Source organism: Mesorhizobium calcicola, assembly GCF_042682105.1.
In the GTDB taxonomy this organism is placed as follows: domain Bacteria; phylum Pseudomonadota; class Alphaproteobacteria; order Rhizobiales; family Rhizobiaceae; genus Mesorhizobium; species Mesorhizobium calcicola.
In genome coordinates, this window is record NZ_JBHUGY010000048.1 from 1 (window position 1) to 18,557 (window position 18,557).

Sequence of the window (18,557 nt, forward strand, 5' to 3'; positions counted from 1 at the left end):
CCGGCATCGGTGCGCCGAACATGAAGCTCTGCACATATTCGCAGCCCATCTGGCGCAGTTCCAACGCATCGCTTTCGTCCGAAATGCCTTCGGCGACGACAGACAGGCCGAGTTCATGCGCCATGTTGACCATGGATTTGAGCAGCACCGCGCGCTTGGGCGTGTTGTCGTCGACGAAGCTCTTGTCGATCTTGATCGTGTCGAAGGGGAAACGCGTCAGATAGGCCAGTGAGGAATAGCCGGTGCCGAAATCGTCCAGCGACAGGCCAATGCCGAGTTGCTTCAGCTTGGTCAGCACATGGGCAGTCTGCTCCGGATTGTCCATCACCAGCGATTCGGTGAGCTCGAGCCGGAAGCAGCGCGGCTTCAGATTGGCCCGCGCGATAACCGAGCGGACATCGCTGACCAGGTCGCGGCGGATGAGCTGGCGGCTGGACAGGTTGACCGAGACCGACAGCGGCGCGTCGCCGATCTGCTTCTGCCATCCGGCGAGGTCTTCCGCCGCCTGCTGCATGGCGAACAGGCCGAGTTGCACGATCAGCCCGCAGCTCTCGGCGACCGGGATGAAATCCGCCGGCGGGATCATGCCGCGGCGCGGATGGTCCCAGCGCAGCAGGGCTTCGAAGCCGGCGACGCTGCCGTCTTCCAGCCGCACGATCGGCTGGTAGGCGAGCGTGAATTCGCGCCGCTCGATGGCGCGCCGCAGGTCGGATTCGAATTGCAGCCTGTCGGTGCCGACGGTGCGGAAAGCCGGACGGAACGGCTCGATCCTGTCGCCGCCGAAGCGCTTGGCCTGATGCATGGCAAGCTCGGCATCCTTGACCATGTCCTCGGCCGACATCTGCGGCGAATTCCAGGTGATCAGTCCGATCGACGCCGTCAATACGATCTCGCGCTTGGCGAAAGTGATCGGGTTGTTGATCGCGTGCTTGATGGCATCCGCCACCGCCGCGATACGGGCCGGGTCCTGTTCGGACAAGAGCATCAGCGCGAACTGGTCGCCGGCAAAGCGCGACAGCGAATCCTTCGGCTTGAGCAGCCGGTGCAGCCGGCGCGCAATGGTCAAAAGGATGGTGTCGCCGGCCGAGATGCCGAGCCCGTCATTGACCTGCTTGAAACGGTCGATGTCGATGACGAAGACGGTCGGCCGCACTTTCTCTTCGGTGCGGGCGATCGAGATGACCGCTTCCAACCGGTTCATCAAAAGTTCGCGGTTCGGCAGACCGGTCAGATTGTCGTGCACGGCGTCGTGCAGCAGCCGCTCCTCGGATTTCTTCTGCTCGGTCACGTCGACCATGGTGCCGACGCAGCGGATAACCTCGCCGTCCGATCCGATGACCGGCCGCGCACGCAGCGAAAACCAGTGATAGTGGCCGTCGGCGCCGCGCAGGCGGAAGTTCTGCGACACCCGGCCGCGCCGGTGTTCCAGCACCACGTCGAGCGTCGTGCGGAACGTATCGCGGTCGTCGGCGTGCAGCACCGGCAGCCAGTTGCGTGCGGCACCGCCCAGACTGTTCGGCGCCAGCCCAAGCTGGATGCTGACATCGGGCTTGGTGACGACGCGGTCGCGCAGCACGTCCCAGTCCCACACGGTGTCGCCCGATCCGGCGACGGCCAGCGCCTGCCGCTCGAGGTCGGAGAACAGGCCCTGATGCAGCGCGCCGCCGGCGAAGGCATGCTGCATGACGGTGAAGCCGATCAAGAGGATGATCAGGATCAGCCCGCCGCCCAGTGCCGGCTGGGCGATGTCGTTGTCGAGCATGCCGGTGATCGCCATCCACGACCCGCATAGCCACAACAGCACCATGACCCAACTGGGCACCAGCATGATGGCGCGGTCGTAGCCGCGTATGCCGAGGAAGATGATGAGGCCGAGCCCGGTCAGCGCGGTGGCGGCGAAGGACAATCTGGCGATGCCGGCGGCGACCGCCGGATCGACGATGGCGACGCCGGCGATCAGCACCAGTCCGAGGATCCAGACCAGCGCGCCATAGCTGAAATGGCCGTGCCATCGGTTGAGATTGAGATAGGCGAACAGGAACACCACGAAGGTTCCCGCCAGCGCCACCTCCGTTCCCGCTCGCCACATCTGCTCGTTGCCGGGCGAGATCTCGATGATCTTGTTGAGGAAGCCGAAATCGACGCAGATATAGGCGAGCACCGCCCAGGCGAGTGCCGCGGTCGCCGGGAACATCGAGGTTCCCTTGACCACGAAAAGGATGGTCAGGAACAGCGCCAGCAGGCCGGCAATGCCGATGACGATGCCGCGAAACAGCGTGTAGGAATTGACCGAATCCTTGTAGGATTCCGGATCCCACAGATAGACCTGCGGCAGCTTAGGCGAGGCCAGCTCGGCGATGAAGGTGATGACCGTGCCCGGGTTCAGCGTCACCCGGAACACGTCAGCATCGGGGCTGGTCTGGCGGTCGAGCGCAAAGCCTTCGCTGGGCGTGATGGCGGCGATGCGGGTCGAGCCGAGATCGGGCCAGAAGATGCCGGAATTCACCAGGCGGAAATGCGGCGCGACGATCAGCCGGTCGAGCTGCTGGTCGGTGGTGTTGGCCAGCGCGAACACTGCCCAGTCGCCGGTCGAACGCGCATCGTTGGCCTCGACCTCGATGCGCCGCACGATGCCGTCCGGCCCGGGAGCGGTCGACACCTGGAAATTTTCACCTTGGTTCCGGTAGATCTCGACGGCGCCCGAAAGGTCGAGCGCGACATCGTCGCGGGCAATCTTGATCGGTTCGACGGCGAAGGCCGACGATGCCGCGCACAGCGCCAGGATTGTCGCGACGACAAAGGCGAACAGCGGCCCGTTTCGCAGGAAATTCGTCAAAAATCAGTCCTTCGTTCCTGCGGCCGGCGGATCGTCCGCGATCCGGGCGTAGAGGTAGTGGTCCTGCCAGATGCCGTTGATCCTGAGATAGGATCGCAGCAGTCCTTCGCGCCGGAATCCGGCTTTTTCAAGCACGCGGATCGACCTGATATTGTCGGGAATACAGGCCGCCTCGATCCGGTGCAACCTCAGCGTATCGAAGGCGAAGGGCGCCACCACCTTGACCGCGTCGGTCATCAGGCCACGGCCGCCAAAGCGCTCGCCGATCCAGTAGCCGATATGGCCGCTTTGCGAGACGCCGTGGCGTATGTTGCCGAGGGTGATGCCGCCCGCCAGCTTGCCGCTGCTTTTCTCGAAGATGAAGAAGGCGATCGCGGTTCCCTGGGCATAGTCTTCGCGGTAGCGGCTGATGCGCAGCCGCCATGCGGTACGGTCGAGTTCATCGGGAGTCCAGCGTGGCTCCCATGGTTCGAGGAAGGCGCGGCTTTCGCCGCGCACCGCCGCCCACTCGCGGTAGTCGTTCGTGAAGGGCACGCGCAGCGTGACGCGGTCGCCCTTCAGCGCCGGCAGGTCACGGCGAAAGAACGGGAGCGCGAACACGACGCTTTGAGGGGCTAGACGGCGAGCTTGCGGGCCGTGGTCTGCGTGCCCGCAAGCGACTCGAGGATCGCCTCGTAGGGCGCCAGCGTACCTACAGGCCCGACAGCGGTCAGCGTCGGTGTGGTCGAGAACAGCCGGGACGACAGATCGGTCAGACGCTCGATCGTCAGCGCCGACAGCCGTTCCATCAGTTCCTCCTTGGCGATCGGCCGGCCGAACAGAAGCAGCTGCCGTGCGATTTGCGAGGCGCGGCTGGCCGGGCTTTCGGCGGACATGATCAGCCCGGCGCGATATTGCGCACGCGCCCGGTCGAGTTCTTCCTGCAGGATGTTCTCGCCGACCTTCTGCAACTCGTCGATGATGACCGGCACCAGTTCGGCGATGTCGCTCTGGCCGGTCGCGGCATGGACGCCGAAGACGCCAGTGTCGGAAAAGCCCCAATGGAAGGCATAGACCGAATAGCACAGGCCGCGCTTTTCACGGACTTCCTGGAAAAGACGCGACGACATGCCGCCGCCGAGGATCATCGACAGCACCTGCGAGGCATAGAAGTCACGCACATGGTAGGCGCGGCCCTCGAACCCCAGCACGATCTGCGCGTCCATCAGGTCGCGATTCTCGCGGAAATCGCCGCCGACATATTGCGCATATTGCGGGATGGTGCTGTCGGCCTTGCTGCGGAAGCCGCCGAGTTGCTTTTCGACCTCGCGCACGAAATTGTCGTGCTTGATGTCGCCGGCAGCGACGATCACCATGCGCTCGGCGCCGTATTGCCGTTCGATGAAATCGTGCAGCTGCTTCGAGGTGAAGGATTTGACGGTTTCCGGCGTGCCCAGGATCGAGCGGCCGATCGTCTGGTGGCGGAAGGCCGTCTCGGTGAAGCGGTCGAAGACGATGTCGTCGGGCGTGTCGTGCGCGGCGCCGATCTCCTGCAGGATCACATGCTGCTCGCGTTCGAGCTCCTGCGGGTCGAACTCGGACTCCTGCAGGATGTCGGCAAGAATGTCGACGGCCAGCGGCACGTCGTCGGAGAGCACCCTGGCATAGTAGGAGGTGGTCTCGACGCTGGTGGCGGCGTTGATCTCGCCGCCGACGTCCTCGATCTCCGATGCGATTTCAAAGGCAGTTCGCCTTTTCGTGCCCTTGAACGCCATGTGCTCGAGCAAATGGGCCATGCCATGCTCTTCGTCACGTTCATTGCGGGCACCTGACTTGACCCAGGCACCAAGGGCAACCGATTCGATGCTTTGAAGGGTTTCGGTGGCGACTGTCAGGCCGTTCGACAGACGGCTTACCTCAACACCCATATGGCTACTACTCCCTAACGCGCCGCCCGCGCGCGGCGGCCGACGTAATCTTCCACCATTTTCAGGTCGGATGGAAGTACCGTGTATTTTTCCTCTGATGTCATCAACCCACCTAGCCATGCGGGCAGTGCCGGAGACACGCCGCTGGCGGCTTCGACGGCGGCCGGGAACTTCGCCGGATGGGCGGTGCCCAGCACCACCATCGGCACCGCACCCGCCCTGCCTGCCGCGACATGCACGGCCGCCGCGGTGTGCGGATCGAGCAGGTAATTGCTGGCGGTCAGCGTCGAGCGGATGGTGGCGGCGACCTCGTCCATATCAGCGCGGCCAGCATCGAATTCCGACCGCATCCGAGCGATTTCCCGGGGTTCGATGGTGAAGGCGCCGGACTGCTTCAGTCCGTCCATGTAGCGACGCACGGTCGCCGCGTCACGGTCGGAGGCTTCGAACAGCAAGCGTTCGAAATTCGACGACACCTGGATATCCATCGACGGCGAAGTGGTCGCAAAGACGCCCTTGGTGCGATATTCGCCGGTCGCGAAGGTGCGCGCCAGGATGTCGTTGTCGTTGGTGGCGATGACCAGCCGCTCGATCGGCAGGCCCATCTTCTTGGCGGCGTAGCCGGCGAAGATATCGCCGAAATTGCCGGTCGGCACCGTGAAGGAGACCGGCCTGTCCGGCGCGCCGAGCGACAGCGCCGAGGAGAAATAATAGACGATCTGGGCCATGATGCGGGCCCAGTTGATCGAATTGACGCCCGACAGCGCAACCCGGTCGCGAAAGCCGTGATCGTTGAACATGTCCTTGAGCAGGCCCTGGCAATCGTCGAAATTGCCTTCGATGGCCAGCGCGTGGACGTTTTCAGCCGTCGATGTCGTCATCTGCCGCTGCTGCACCGGCGAGACGCGGCCATGCGGGAAAAGGATGAAGATGTCGGTGCGACTGCGGCCGGCAAAGGCATCGATGGCCGCCCCGCCGGTATCGCCCGAAGTGGCGCCGACGATGGTGGCGTGCTGATCGCGTTCGGCAAGCACATGGTCCATCAGCCGCGCGAGAAGCTGCATCGCCACGTCCTTGAAGGCGAGCGTCGGCCCGTGGAACAGTTCCAGGATGAAGGTGTTGGGGCCGGTCTGCACCAGCGGGCAGACGGCCTCGTGGCGGAAGGTGGCATAGGCTTCGCGGACCAGGCGTTCGAAGACGGGCGCCGGGATTTCGTCGCCAAGGAACGGCGACAGCACGCGGATGGCAAGGTCGGGATAGGCGAGGCCGCGCATGGCGCGAATTTCGGCCGCGGAAAATTGCGGCCACTCGCGCGGCACATAGAGCCCGCCATCGCGCGCCAGGCCAGCCAGCACGGCGTCGGAAAATCCAAGCACGGGCGCTTCGCCGCGGGTACTCACATATTGCATTGTCACAAATCCATTGCTGCTTGGCTTTTCCGTCCACCGCAAGGTGGTTAATTTCTGCGCTGGCTCAGTCGCATTTTTGCCGCGCGGTTGATATACGTCACCAGCTTTGCGAGAGGGAAGTGCAGTTTCATGGCGTTTCGTACATTCAGCAGTCGCTTTTTGGCGGGTCTTGCGCTCACCGGCTTTATGCTTGCCGCCGCCGGCTGCCAATCGGGCGACAATGGCATCCTGAACCTCGGCATCGGCAAGAAGGATCCGACGGCGCCGCCACCACCACAGGATCCCAAGGTCCTGGCCAGTCAGTTGCAGGCCTATTGTCCGAGCGTGACGGTGCGAGACGGCACGGCCTTCTTCAACACCTATGCAAACGTCCCGAAGCCCAAGTCGAGGAAAAAGGCCGATGCCGCCGAGGATGCCCAGGCCGCAGCCGACGCGACCGTGACTCCGCCCGACGATTCGGACAAGATCATCTACCAGGCATCGGTCAGCGACGTGACACGCGATTGCAGCCGTGCCAACGGCCAGCTGTCGATGAAGGTTGCGGTCGCCGGCAAGATCGTTCCGGGACCGAAGTTTTCTCCGGGCACCATCACCATGCCGATCCGGGTCGCCGTGATGCATGGCCCCGAGGTCCTGTACTCGCAGCTGCACCAGTATCAGGTCCAGGTCACCGATCCCTCGGTCGCCACGCAATTCGTCTTTAGCGATCCCAATGTTGTCGTGCCCGAGCCGGCGGCCAAGGACTATCAGGTCTATGCCGGCTATGACGAAACCGCACCGAAGGCGACGACGGACAAGTCGAAGAAGAACCGGAAGAAGGCTGCCGCGACGAACTGAGTCTCGACGATTGTACGAAGCGTGCGTTGCGGCGCACGCTCTCAGGCATCCGCCGACCACTCCGACAATGCGGCGATCACGCTTTTCAGCTCCGCCCAACGGCGGATGACCGTCTCGGCGCCGGCCTCCGTCAACGCGTCGGCATGGCCGGGATAGCTGTGGCCGGCACCGGTGAAGCCGATCACCCGCATGCCGGCCGTCCTGGCGCCGTGGACGCCGTGCACGGAATCCTCGATGACGAAAGTGTTTGCCGGCTTGGCGTTGAGTTTTTCCGCCGCGAACAGGAACACGTCAGGCGCCGGCTTGGTCTTCTTGCTTGGTATCTCCAGGGCCGAAAAGATCCGGCCGGCGAAATATGGCAGCAGGTGCACCTTCTCCAGCATGAACTCGATGCGCTCGGAGCGCGAATTCGAGCAGACGCAGCGCGGCACCGTGACCGTGGCGACCGCCTCGCGCGCGCCGTCGATGGCGCGGACGTCGCTGCGCAATTTGCGGTCGACAAGGTCTTCGGCGCGGTCGATCAGCGAGGCCTGGAACGGAATGCTGGACTTCTCCTCGACCCGCATCATGATGTCCTTGAAGGTCAGCCCGGCATAGGTTTCGGCGACTTCCTCAGCCGATATTTCGTATCCGGCCATGGTCAGCAGCTCCGCCTCGACCCGTGCGGCGATGATTTCGGAATCGACGAGCACGCCGTCGCAATCGAAGATGACAAGGTCTGGCTGGGGCATGGTGATCCGGACAATGGGAGGATGAAGGGGCCTCGGAAGGCTCAGGCGGCGCGGCATACACCAACAGGGCCACCTTCGCAAATTCGCAAGTCCGCGGCTTTGACCTTCACCGAATATTTACGCTGATCGGTAACCATAACAGAGAGTAAAACTGCAACGCGTGCCTTGGGTGTCAGAATGTCTGCCGTGCGTCTTCTCGACGAGCTTTCCAACGCTCCCCAGCAATCCGAATGGCTGGACACGATCCTCAAGGGCGACTGCGTCGCCGCGCTCGACCGGCTGCCCGAAAAGTCCATCGACGTCATTTTCGCCGATCCGCCCTATAATCTGCAGCTCGACGGCGACCTGCACCGGCCCGACCAGTCCAAGGTCGACGCCGTAGACGACGACTGGGACCGGTTCGAGAGCTTCGAGGCCTACGATGCCTTCACCCGCGCCTGGCTGCTGGCGGCGCGCCGGGTGCTGAAGCCGAACGGCACCATCTGGGTCATCGGCTCCTATCACAACATCTTCCGGGTCGGCGCCAAGATGCAGGATCTGGGGTTCTGGATCCTCAACGACGTCGTCTGGCGCAAGACCAACCCGATGCCGAACTTCCGTGGCCGCCGTTTCCAGAACGCGCATGAGACGATGATCTGGGCGTCACGCGACCAGAAGGGCAAGGGCTACACGTTCAACTACGAAGCCATGAAGGCCTCGAACGACGACATCCAGATGCGCTCCGACTGGCTGTTTCCGATCTGCACCGGCGGCGAGCGGCTGAAGAACGACAATGGCGACAAGCTGCACCCGACGCAGAAGCCGGAAGCGCTGCTCGCCCGCATCATGATGGCGTCGACCAAGCCCGGCGACATCGTACTCGACCCGTTCTTCGGCTCCGGCACCACCGGCGCGGTGGCCAAGCGCCTCGGCCGCCATTTCGTCGGCATCGAGCGCGAGCAGGCCTATATCGACGCGGCCAACGAGCGCATCGACGCGGTGCGGCCGCTGGAGGGCGCCGACTTGACCGTGCTCACCGGCAAGCGCGCCGAGCCGCGCGTCGCCTTCGTCAGCCTGATCGACACCGGGCTGATGACGCCCGGTGCCACGCTATACGACGCCAAGAAGCGCTGGGCGGCCAAGGTGCGCGCCGACGGCACCGTTGCGATCGGCGACAGTGCCGGTTCGATCCACAAGATCGGCGCCGAAGTGCAGGGCCTGGATGCCTGCAACGGCTGGACCTTCTGGCACTATGAGCGCAGCGGCGGCCTGACCCCGATCGACGAGCTGCGTCGCATCGCCCGGCTCGGCATGGAGCGGGCAGGGGCCTGAAGCCCTGCCAATTGCCGCGCATTCTCGTTGATTTGAATTCTCAACGGATCGCTGGAAGCGATTCAAATCACGCCTTTATGCCGAGGCGTTCAAGGTCTGCCTGAAGCGTCTTCGCATCGGTGAACAGCACAGCCTGCCAGCCGGCCGCCTTGGCGCCGTCGACGTTCTTCTGGCTGTCGTCGATGAACAGCGTGGCCGACGGCTCGAGCCCGAACGCGGCGACGTGATGGTCATAGATGCCGCGATCCGGCTTGATCATGCCGATCTCGCCGGAGATGGTGACGCCGCGCGGGCGATCGAGGAAATCGAAGCGCTTGCGCGCCTCGGCCAGCGTGTCGCTGGCAAAATTGGTCAGCATGGTGACGTCGTGGCCGCTCTCGATCAGGCCGACCATGATGGCGACGCTGTCGTCATAGGCATGCGGCACCATGTCGTGCCAATGGCGGCGGAAATTGCGGATGTTTTCCGCGTGATCGGGATGTTCTGCGATCAGCAGCGCCTCGGCCTCTTGCCATGTCCGGCCGCGATCCTGCTCGATGTTCCAGTCATGCGTGCAGACATTGTCGAAGAACCACTTTCTCTCTTCGGCATCCGGTATGAGGCGGCTGAACGGGATATTCGGATCGTAATGGATCAGCACGCGGCCGATGTCGAAAACGATGTGGCGGATTTCAGTCATGAGGCCTCTTTGCACTGTGTGGCGACGGTTTTTTCGTCGCGCCGGGTATCGCAGCCTCGATTGCCTTTTTCATGACAGTGGGCAGCGCTTCACCCGAAATGTCCGAGGGCAGCGACCAGAAGTGGCCGGCCGGGGTCTCGCCTTTCGTATTGGCAAGGAACACGTCGAGCTCGAGCGCGAAGTGGGTGAAGACATGCGCGATCCGGCCCGTGGGCTTCCAATTGCCGGGAAAGGGTGCGGCCGCTTGCGTGGTGGCGCCGTCGACCCGCGCGGTCCAGGCGGTCGTCGGCACCTCGGTCATGCCGCCGAGCAGCCCTTTCTCCGCCCGTTTGCGCAGGAGGATGGCGCCGTCACCCCGCACGGCAACGAAAGCCGCGCCGCGCCGCAGCGGCTTGTCGGCTTTTGGCAGCCGCACCGGGAAGTGCTCGGGGTCGCCTGAAACGACGGCGCTGCAATCTCCGCGCAGCGGGCACAGCATGCAGCGCGGCCGGCGCGGGGTGCAGATCGTGGCGCCGAGATCCATCATCGCCTGGGCGAAGTCGCCCGGCCTTGTGTCTGGCACCATGCGCTCGACATGGGCGCGTATCTCGGCCTTGGCTTCGCTCAGCGGCGTCATGATCGAAAACAGCCGGGAGATGACACGTTCGACATTGCCGTCGACGACGGCGGCGGGGCGGTCGAAGGCGATCGCCATAATGGCCGCCGATGTATAGGCGCCGACGCCGGGCAGTTCTCTCAAGGCCGTTTCCGTGTCGGGAAAGCGGCCGCCGCGCTCTGCCACCAGATCTGCACAGGCCTTGAGATTGCGCGCACGGGAATAGTAGCCGAGCCCGGCCCAGGCTTTCATCACGTCCTCGGTCGGCGCCGCCGCCAGTGCCTCGACATCAGGCCATTTCTCGACGAATACGCGGAAATAGGATTTCACCGCTTCGACGGTGGTCTGCTGCAGCATGACTTCGGAAAGCCAGATACGGTAGGGGTCAGGCCGTATGCCGCGCGCATGCTCGCGCGGTGTGATCCGCCACGGCAACTCGCGATGATGCACATCGTACCAGCCGAGCAAGCGGGATGCGATGTCACTGTCTTGGGGTATGGTCTTGCGGGTCTGCTCTGCTGGTGCCATTGATCGGGAATTGGCCTTGGCCGATGCTGGTGGTGGCTGGAGAACGTACATGGCAGGGAGAACGCCCTACGGCAATCCCGTCCCGGTCAGCGATCTTGCGACCAAAATCCTCGACCCGGTGCTGCGCAAGCGAGCCGGCATTTCGATCGGCCTCGTCCAATCGTGGGAAGAGATCGCCGGCCCGCGCCTTGCCAGCCGCTCGCGGCCCGAAAAGATCCAGTGGCCGCGCCGCCTGCATGAGGACGATCCGTTCGAGCCGGCGGTGCTGGTCATCGCCTGCGAAGGCATGGCGGCACTTCACCTGCAGCACGAGACCGGCGAGATCATCAACCGGGTCAATGCCTTCCTCGGCTTCACCGCCATCAACCGGATCAGGATCCTGCAGAAGCCGGTGACGGCGGACAACGGCAAGCGCAAACCGACCTTCAGGCCGCTGACCGCGGCCGAGAAGACGAAATTGTCCTCGACCGTCGGCCTGGTCGACGATGATGGGCTGCGCGCCTCGCTGGAACGGCTCGGCGCGACCATTCTGGGGGAAAGGAAGTCATAGATTTGTCGTCAATATCTCGCATTCGTGATCACCCTTCTCAGGTTTCGCGATTGGATTGGGGATCGAGATGCCTTAATTCGCGCCAACTCTCGCCTTTTCTTGCCTTTGCATTGCAAAATCCAACCCTTGTCAGGTGATTCGTATGAACCGTCCCCCGTTTGGCCAAAGCTTGTCTCGCAGAAACGTCCTGTCTTCGCTCGCCGCCATTCCGGCGGTGGCACTGCTGGCCGCCTGCAGCGACTCTGGCGAGCAAGCCAAGGCGGCGGACGTGAAGCCCGCGGATCCGGCCGCGCCCACGAAGCCGGCCACGCCGACAACGCCGGCCGCCGCTACGGCACCGGAAGCCCAGGGCACGGTTGACATGGCTGAACTGCTGAAGCCCGGTGCATTGCCCGACAAGCAGCTCGGCAAGGACGACGCCAAGGTCACCATCGTCGAATACGCCTCGATGACCTGCCCGCACTGCGCGCATTTCGCCGAGACCACCTTTCCGGACCTGAAGACCAAGTACATCGACACCGGCAAGGCCCGCTACATCCTGCGCGAATTCCCGTTCGATCCGAGTGCCGAAGCCGGTTTCATGCTGGCGCGCTGCGCCAAGGATAACTATTTCCCGATGGTGGATGTCCTGTTCAGGCAGCAGGCGAACTGGGTTGGAGTGCCCAATACCAAGGATGCGCTGCTGCAAATCTCGAAGCTCGCCGGTTTTACACAGGAGTCCTTCGAGGCCTGCTTGACGGACCAGAAACTTCTGGACGATGTGAGATCGGTCCAGAAGCGCGGCGCCAATGAATTCAAGGTCGACTCGACACCGACCTTCTTCATCAACGGTAAGACCTACAAGGGGGCGATGTCGATTGCGGAAATGTCGGCCATCATCGACCCTCTGCTCTGACGCTCGGGCAGCGCCGAGCCGGCGGCGCTTCGGCGTGCGCGCCCATTTGCCTTGCCGTGGATTCTCCTCGCAAAACCGCGGCACACTTCTGCTGAATCCGCTTGGAGCAATTCCAGGAAAAGTGTGTGGCGGTTTTCCGTCCGGAATTGCGTCAAAACAAAGAGATAGAGCGGTTCTGCGTTTCCGTGAAACGCTGAACCGCTATAGTGGGCGGCGCGAATGAAGTTTTCGCGCCTTCGCCTCCTCGGTTTCAAGTCCTTCGTCGAGCCCGGCGAGTTCGTCATCGAGCGCGGCCTGACGGGCATTGTCGGGCCGAACGGCTGCGGCAAATCGAACCTGGTCGAGGCGCTGCGCTGGGTGATGGGCGAAAGCTCCTACAAGAACATGCGCGCGTCTGGTATGGACGACGTCATCTTTTCCGGCTCGGGCACGCGCCCGGCGCGCAACACCGCCGAAGTCACGCTCTTCCTCGACAACAGCGACCGCTCGGCGCCCGCCGCCTTCAACGATGCCGATGAATTGCAGGTGTCGCGCCGTATCGAGCGTGAGGCGGGCTCGCTCTACCGCATCAACGGCAAGGAAGCGCGCGCCAAGGATGTGCAGCTTCTGTTCGCCGACCAGTCGACCGGTGCGCGCTCGCCGTCGATGGTCGGGCAGGGCCGCATCGGCGAGCTGATCCAGGCCAAGCCGCAGGCGCGCCGCGCCCTGCTGGAAGAAGCGGCCGGCATTTCCGGCCTGCACACCCGTCGTCACGAGGCCGAGCTGCGGCTGAAGGCGGCCGAGCAAAATCTCGAACGCCTGGACGACGTCGTCGGCGAGCTGGAAAGCCAGATCGAAAGCCTGAAGCGCCAGGCGCGCCAGGCTTCGCGCTTCAAGAACCTGTCGGCCGATATCCGCAAGGCCGAAGCGACGCTGCTGCATCTGCGCTGGACGCTGGCCAAGACACAGGAAGGCGAGGCGCGCTCGGCGCTGGCGGTTGCCACGGCGCTGGTCGGCGATCGCGCCGCAGCCCAGATGGCCGCCGCAAGGGAGCAAGGCATCGGCGCCCATCGCTTGCCTGATTTGCGCGACGCGGAAGCCGCCGCCGCCGCTGCCTTCCAACGCCTGTCGATCGCCAAGTCGCAGATCGAGGAGGAAGCCGGCCGCATCCGCGCCCGTCAGAGCGAGCTCGAGCGCCGGCTGCAGCAGCTTGACGGCGACATTGCGCGCGAGGAGCGCATGGTCCGCGACAACGCGGATATCCTTGAGCGCCTTCGCACCGAGGAAGCCTCACTCAACTCCGAAAATGCCGGTGCCGCCGAGCGCGAAGCCAGCACCCGGGCTGCCTTCGAACAGGCGGCATCGACGCTTGCCGCAAGCGAAGCGAAACTCGCCGCACTGACCGCCGAACGGGCGGAGGCCGCTGCGTCGCGCAACCAGATCGAACGGACGCTGCGCGACACCGCCGAGCGCCGTGACCGTTTCGCCCGCCAGCTCGCCGATGTCGACCGGGAATTGTCCGACATCCTCTCCAAGGTCGCCGGCCTGCCGGATCCGGCCGAGAAGCGCATGCTGGTCGAACAGGCGATGGCGCTGCTGGAGGAAGCCGAGACTGCCGTGGCGGAGGCTGAGCAGTCGGTCATCGATGCCCGCGCCACCGAAAGCGCTGCCCGGCCACCGCTGCAGGATGCCAGGGCCGAGCTGGCGCGTATCGAAACCGAAGCGCGCACGCTGGCCAAGATCCTCAACGCGGCCAGTGGCGATCTCTTCCCGGCCGTGCTGGAGCAGATCAGCGTCGAGCGCGGCTTCGAGACGGCGCTGGGGGCTGCCCTTGGCGAAGACCTCGACGTGCCGCTCGATCGCAGCGCACCGGTGCATTGGGGCGAAAGCGAGATCCAACCCGGCGACGCGGCGCTACCCGAAGGCGTCAAAAGCCTTGCCAGCGTCGTTCACGCGCCGGCACAGCTCGCCCGCCGTCTGGCGCAGATCGGTATCGTAGAGACTGGCGACGGCCGCCGGCTGCAGGCGCTTCTTGCTCCCGGCCAGCGGCTGGTCAGCCGCGAGGGCGCGTTGTGGCGCTGGGACGGCTTTACCGCCAGTGCCGATGCGCCGACCGCCGCCGCGCAACGGCTGGCGCAGAAGAACCGGCTGGCCGAGCTCGATGCCGAGGCGGTGCAGGCGACGCTCGTCCTGCGCCAGGCCGAGGAGGCGCTGGCCGAGGCCGAACAGGCGCTTCGCCTGGCGAGCGAGGCTGAGCGCAACACGCGCCAGGCCGGGCGTGACGCGCAGCATCGGTTGGACGCAGCCCGCAATGCGCTAGCCGAGGCCGAAAAGGCCGGCGGCGAATTGTCGAGCCGGCGCGCCGCCCTGGATGAGGCGCGCGCCCGCATCGTTGACAGCCATGAGGAGACCTCGGCGGCCTTCGCCGAAGCCGAAATGCTGCTGCAGGACGCGCCTGATCTGGGCGACCTGCAATTGCAGCTCGAACAGTCCGCGGCCAATGTCGCCCGCGATCGCGCCACGCTTGCCGATGCGCGTGCCGTGCATGAGGGTTTGCGGCGCGAAGCCGAGGCGCGCACGCGCCGGCTCGATGCCATTGGCGCCGAGCGCAGCAACTGGCTGGAGCGGGCCGAAAACGCCTCAACGCAGATCGCCTCGCTCGGCGAACGCAAGGCCGAGGCGGAGGCCGAACGCGAGCGGCTGGCGGATGCGCCCGACGAGATCGATGCCAAGCGACGCGCCTTGCTGTCGCAGCTCAACGAGGCCGAGACCTTGCGCAAGGCGGCCGCCGACCGTTTGCAGGAGGCGGAAAGCCGGCAATCCGAACTGGACAAGGCGGCCACCGGCGCCATCCAGTCGCTGGCCGAGGCGCGCGAGACCCGCGTCCGCGCTGAAGAACGGCTGACCGCGGCCGACGAACGCCGGCTGGAGGTCGAGGCGCGCATCCAGGAAACACTGAACACGCCGCCGCATCTGGTCATCCGTCATACCGGTCTGGAGGCCGACAGCCCGATGCCTGAGATGGCCGAGATCGAGCGCCAGCTCGACCGGCTGAAGATCGAGCGCGAGCGGCTGGGCGCCGTCAATCTGCGCGCCGAGGAGGAGCAGAAAGAGCTTTCCGACCGGTTGGAGACGATCGTGTCGGAACGCGAGGACATCATCGAGGCGATCCGCAAGCTCAGGCAGGCGATCCAGAGCCTGAACCGCGAAGGCCGCGAGCGGTTGCTTGCCGCCTTCGACGTGGTGAACAGCCATTTCCAACGGCTGTTCTCGCATTTGTTCGGTGGCGGCACGGCGGAACTGCAGCTGATCGAGTCCGACGATCCGCTCGAGGCCGGGCTTGAAATCCTGGCCCGCCCGCCCGGCAAGAAGCCGCAGACCATGACGCTGCTGTCCGGCGGCGAACAGGCGCTGACGGCGATGTCGCTGATCTTTGCCGTGTTCCTGACCAATCCGGCGCCGATCTGCGTGCTCGACGAAGTCGACGCGCCGCTCGACGATCACAATGTCGAGCGCTTCTGCAATCTCATGGACGAGATGGCCGCCACCACCGAGACGCGCTTCGTCATCATCACCCACAACCCGATCACCATGGCGCGCATGAACCGGCTGTTCGGGGTGACCATGGCCGAGCAGGGTGTCAGCCAGCTCGTCTCGGTCGACCTGCAGGCGGCCGAGGCGATGCGTGAGGCGAGCTGAGCCGCCGCGCGACGCGCTTTAAATATAGGTTCTTGGCTCGACAAGGTTGTTCTGCTGTCGAAGATAGAAGCAGTAGAAGCCGAATGCTGCAGCGAACCACATGAAGGCCTCGCCGATCGCCAGCCGGTTGTTCGAATTGCTGAGGACGGTGAGGGCGAAGAAGACCAGCGTTGAGATGTAGCAGGACCATGCGGCCGGAGCGATAAGCCTGGCCCGCATGGCCAGCAGGACCTGCCTGGACGACCAAATGTAGAGAAACGCAAAGAACGCCAGTCCGACCACGCCATAGCGCACGGCTATCTCCAGATAGCCGTTGTGGAAGACGTTGAAGATCATGGGATGATAAGACCTGTTCTGCCATTCGGTGAGCCAGCTGGAACTGGCTCCGAAGATAGGATGGCGCTTCCAGACCTCGATCGCATCGGCCCACAGCATCAGCCGTTCCTTGGCCGCAAGCGGAACCGTATCGTTCGCGATGGCGCGGTCGAAGGCCGACAGGACGCCATGGCTCAAGACATCCGAAACCAGGCTCTTGACGAAGATCATGGTGTCGCCGGCGGTGGACCAGAAGATGTTGTGTGCGGCGACAACGCCGGCTGCCACGATCGCCAGCACGCCACCCCCGACCATCAGCTCACGTCGATGGCCTCTCGCCAGGATCATGACCGCCAACAGGAGCAGGACGAGCGCGAGCGCAAGCCAGACGCCCTTTGACCGCAGCGCAATGATGTTGGCGATGGCGAACAGGAGGACGGCCGTCGATAGCGCCCAGTGCAGGCTCCTGGTCACGTTGTTCAGGTCCGTTCTTTGGGCCGTGTAGGCCATGAACTGCAGCGTGCAAAGGAAGATGAAACCGGCCGCCACCGAAGCGTGGATGGGATTGTTGAAAAGCCACGGCTCCGGTCGAATGCCATGAAGCATGTCCCAATAGGCGGTGTCCGCCGCCAGGAAGACAAGACTGAGGATCATGAACCAGAGGACGAACCGCGCGGGCCGCCTGACAAACAGCAAGAACGAGAAGCCGGTCGTCGCATAAAACAGCGGAAACAGGTAGATGCCTTCGGCGGCGCCCAACTGGTGGGTGCCCAAATAGACGATCGCCAGTCGGATGAAGACATAGAGCGACCAACCCAGGCAGAGACCGCCGACCCATCCGATCAGCGGCTTGCTGTAGGTCCACAGGTCCAGCCTGAACCAGCGGATGGCTGCGACCGCGGCCAGCGCCATCCCCGCATAGCGGTAGGTGTCAGCCTCGCGCCAGACTGCGGAGACCAAAGCGAGAATGGCGAGTGCCGCAAGGAACAGAAGCAGGGTGTTGCGCGGCGCGTCGTCCCTGGCGTAGTCCGGGGTTTCCCGCGGCAACGGCGGCCGCAGCAGCACGTGATGCAGGCGGCGCAGCTCGTCCCTGGCCCGCAATGCCCCGGCACTTAGCCGGCTCGGCCCGCCAAGCCTTGCGGATTTATAGCTGCCCGAAGGGCCGGCTATGCCGGAAATCGCGCTGCTCTTGGCAAAGCCAAGCACGTTTTGGCGAACCGAATAGACTTTCAGGCCGGTGTCCCAAAATCGTTCGAGTGCGACGTCCCACGGCATTTTCATAACCGCGAGCGCCGACAACAGCCCCTGCGCCCCCTGCCGCGACACCAGATAGGCGGCGGCGGAGCCCTGCGGGCCATGCAGCGCGCGACCGATCTCGTCGCCTTCCGTCGTCCCGACGGCGCGCAGGAACAGGCTCATGCGATGGTTGGTCAGCTTGATGACGTCGAAATCCGGCACCGCGGCGATGATGGCCTCGATGCGCCGTGTGGTGTCTTCGCCGAAGAGGACGTCGTCCTCGACAATCAGGCCATAGGCACCGCCACCGGCCAGGAACGTTTCCAGCGCCTGGATATGGCTGCGGTAACAGGCATATTCGCCGGGCAGAATGTCGCGCCCGCTCAGCTTGCGCGCGGTTGGAAGATCGATCTCAGTCCAATCCTCCTTGGCAAGCGCGCGGCCGTCGATGGCGGCAATGCGCCGCAAGGTCAGGCCGGCCGCTTCAGCACTGGCGAGCAATCCGCTCCAGCGACCGGTCTCGCGATCGAGGTTGATGGCGAAGATAGGAAGGTTCATTGAAATTCCATTTTGGACCGCCACACCTCTTAGTCGAGTCTTCGATGACCTTGTATGGAAAAGAGGCAGATGTTCAAGGCGATACCGTTCAGGCCATGTGCATGCTTTCGCAACTTAAAGAGATCATCGGGGTTCGTTTGAGCCTTCACTTGGCCGCGACACGCCATGGGTCGCCGAAAGGCAGTGCTGAGTGGCGGCGATCGCATAAGCCCTCTGTGCACATGCGAGACCCGGACCTGGCAAGATGAACGTGGCGATGTCGCATGAATGCCGACGTACCCCTTCATCGATCGACGTTGAACCGGAAGCGGGGGCCAATAGCCGGCGAGGGGAGGGCATCGTGGAACTTACGGGCGAGAGAACGCCCAAGGGCATCAGCCGGGACACGCTCATGCAAGGTTGGCGAGACGGTCAACCTCCTCGCAGCACGATAGCTGGCATTCCAGCTACTAGACCAAAATCGGTAAGAAAGTTGGCGCTCTCCGCGACTGG

At 64.1% G+C, this 18,557-nt stretch carries 13 protein-coding genes; 5 read left to right on the forward strand and 8 right to left on the reverse strand.

What is annotated here, in order from left to right; genetic code table 11:
* The 4 genes from ACFSQT_RS28520 to thrC form a co-directional block, all read right to left on the reverse strand.
* A partial coding sequence (locus tag ACFSQT_RS28520; RefSeq protein WP_379024406.1) for an EAL domain-containing protein occupies nucleotides 1-2,836 on the reverse strand: 2,836 nt, incomplete at its 3' end.
* A gap of 3 nt (nucleotides 2,837-2,839) precedes the next feature.
* Nucleotides 2,840-3,436: a GNAT family N-acetyltransferase gene (locus ACFSQT_RS28525; RefSeq protein ID WP_379024408.1), complete on the reverse strand. Its 597-nt coding sequence runs from the start codon at nucleotides 3,434-3,436 to the stop codon at nucleotides 2,840-2,842.
* A 14-nt stretch (nucleotides 3,437-3,450) separates the two neighbouring features.
* Nucleotides 3,451-4,743 (reverse strand): M16 family metallopeptidase, encoded by a 1,293-nt coding sequence (locus ACFSQT_RS28530; protein ID WP_379024410.1) that lies wholly within the window; start codon nucleotides 4,741-4,743, stop codon nucleotides 3,451-3,453.
* 14 nt (nucleotides 4,744-4,757) lie between these two features.
* On the reverse strand, nucleotides 4,758-6,152 hold the full coding sequence (thrC, locus tag ACFSQT_RS28535; RefSeq protein WP_379024412.1) for a threonine synthase: 1,395 nt from the start codon (nucleotides 6,150-6,152) through the stop codon (nucleotides 4,758-4,760).
* A 129-nt stretch (nucleotides 6,153-6,281) separates the two neighbouring features.
* On the opposite strand from thrC, the gene ACFSQT_RS28540 reads away from it, so the two are divergent.
* Nucleotides 6,282-6,989: a hypothetical protein gene (locus ACFSQT_RS28540; RefSeq protein ID WP_379024414.1), complete on the forward strand. Its 708-nt coding sequence runs from the start codon at nucleotides 6,282-6,284 to the stop codon at nucleotides 6,987-6,989.
* 41 nt (nucleotides 6,990-7,030) lie between these two features.
* On the opposite strand, the gene ACFSQT_RS28545 is transcribed toward ACFSQT_RS28540, so the two are convergent.
* Nucleotides 7,031-7,720 carry an HAD family hydrolase gene (locus ACFSQT_RS28545; protein WP_379024416.1) on the reverse strand — a complete coding sequence of 230 codons (690 nt, stop codon included), beginning with the start codon at nucleotides 7,718-7,720 and terminating at the stop codon, nucleotides 7,031-7,033.
* Between the two features lie 177 nt (nucleotides 7,721-7,897).
* On the opposite strand from ACFSQT_RS28545, the gene ACFSQT_RS28550 reads away from it, so the two are divergent.
* Nucleotides 7,898-9,031 (forward strand): site-specific DNA-methyltransferase, encoded by a 1,134-nt coding sequence (locus tag ACFSQT_RS28550; protein WP_379024418.1) that lies wholly within the window; start codon nucleotides 7,898-7,900, stop codon nucleotides 9,029-9,031.
* 67 nt (nucleotides 9,032-9,098) lie between these two features.
* Here the strand turns inward: ACFSQT_RS28550 and ACFSQT_RS28555 are convergent, their stop codons facing one another.
* Both ACFSQT_RS28555 and mutY read right to left on the reverse strand, forming a co-directional pair.
* The gene (locus tag ACFSQT_RS28555) at nucleotides 9,099-9,710 is read right to left on the reverse strand and encodes an HAD family hydrolase (RefSeq protein ID WP_379024420.1); all 612 of its coding nucleotides are present in this window, start codon (nucleotides 9,708-9,710) and stop codon (nucleotides 9,099-9,101) included.
* On the reverse strand, nucleotides 9,703-10,833 hold the full coding sequence (mutY, locus tag ACFSQT_RS28560; RefSeq protein ID WP_379024422.1) for an A/G-specific adenine glycosylase: 1,131 nt from the start codon (nucleotides 10,831-10,833) through the stop codon (nucleotides 9,703-9,705). Before mutY ends, ACFSQT_RS28555 begins: the two co-directional genes overlap by 8 nt.
* A gap of 49 nt (nucleotides 10,834-10,882) precedes the next feature.
* Here mutY and ACFSQT_RS28565 point away from each other — a divergent pair, with 49 nt between their 5' ends.
* From ACFSQT_RS28565 to smc, 3 genes are all read left to right on the forward strand, one after another.
* On the forward strand, nucleotides 10,883-11,383 hold the full coding sequence (locus ACFSQT_RS28565; protein ID WP_379024424.1) for a DUF721 domain-containing protein: 501 nt from the start codon (nucleotides 10,883-10,885) through the stop codon (nucleotides 11,381-11,383).
* A gap of 142 nt (nucleotides 11,384-11,525) precedes the next feature.
* Complete coding sequence (locus ACFSQT_RS28570; RefSeq protein WP_379024426.1) at nucleotides 11,526-12,278, forward strand: DsbA family protein; 753 nt, start codon at nucleotides 11,526-11,528, stop codon at nucleotides 12,276-12,278.
* A 219-nt stretch (nucleotides 12,279-12,497) separates the two neighbouring features.
* Entirely contained in the window at nucleotides 12,498-15,956 is a 3,459-nt protein-coding gene (smc, locus tag ACFSQT_RS28575; RefSeq protein WP_379024428.1) for a chromosome segregation protein SMC, read from the forward strand.
* Nucleotides 15,957-15,974: 18 nt separating this feature from the next.
* Here smc and ACFSQT_RS28580 read toward each other — a convergent pair whose 3' ends face one another.
* Nucleotides 15,975-18,065 (reverse strand): O-antigen ligase family protein, encoded by a 2,091-nt coding sequence (locus tag ACFSQT_RS28580; protein ID WP_379024430.1) that lies wholly within the window; start codon nucleotides 18,063-18,065, stop codon nucleotides 15,975-15,977.
* Nucleotides 18,066-18,557 lie beyond the last annotated feature (492 nt).

Coding starts and splice junctions, on each gene's coding strand:
- ACFSQT_RS28580 (WP_379024430.1), bottom strand. CDS start 18,065: ATGAACCTTCCTATCTTCGCCATCAACCTCGATCGCGAGACCGGTCGC.
- ACFSQT_RS28565 (WP_379024424.1), top strand. CDS start 10,883: ATGGCAGGGAGAACGCCCTACGGCAATCCCGTCCCGGTCAGCGATCTT.
- thrC (WP_379024412.1), bottom strand. CDS start 6,152: ATGCAATATGTGAGTACCCGCGGCGAAGCGCCCGTGCTTGGATTTTCC.
- smc (WP_379024428.1), top strand. CDS start 12,498: ATGAAGTTTTCGCGCCTTCGCCTCCTCGGTTTCAAGTCCTTCGTCGAG.
- ACFSQT_RS28540 (WP_379024414.1), top strand. CDS start 6,282: ATGGCGTTTCGTACATTCAGCAGTCGCTTTTTGGCGGGTCTTGCGCTC.
- mutY (WP_379024422.1), bottom strand. CDS start 10,833: ATGGCACCAGCAGAGCAGACCCGCAAGACCATACCCCAAGACAGTGAC.
- ACFSQT_RS28530 (WP_379024410.1), bottom strand. CDS start 4,743: ATGGGTGTTGAGGTAAGCCGTCTGTCGAACGGCCTGACAGTCGCCACC.
- ACFSQT_RS28545 (WP_379024416.1), bottom strand. CDS start 7,720: ATGCCCCAGCCAGACCTTGTCATCTTCGATTGCGACGGCGTGCTCGTC.
- ACFSQT_RS28550 (WP_379024418.1), top strand. CDS start 7,898: ATGTCTGCCGTGCGTCTTCTCGACGAGCTTTCCAACGCTCCCCAGCAA.
- ACFSQT_RS28555 (WP_379024420.1), bottom strand. CDS start 9,710: ATGACTGAAATCCGCCACATCGTTTTCGACATCGGCCGCGTGCTGATC.
- ACFSQT_RS28570 (WP_379024426.1), top strand. CDS start 11,526: ATGAACCGTCCCCCGTTTGGCCAAAGCTTGTCTCGCAGAAACGTCCTG.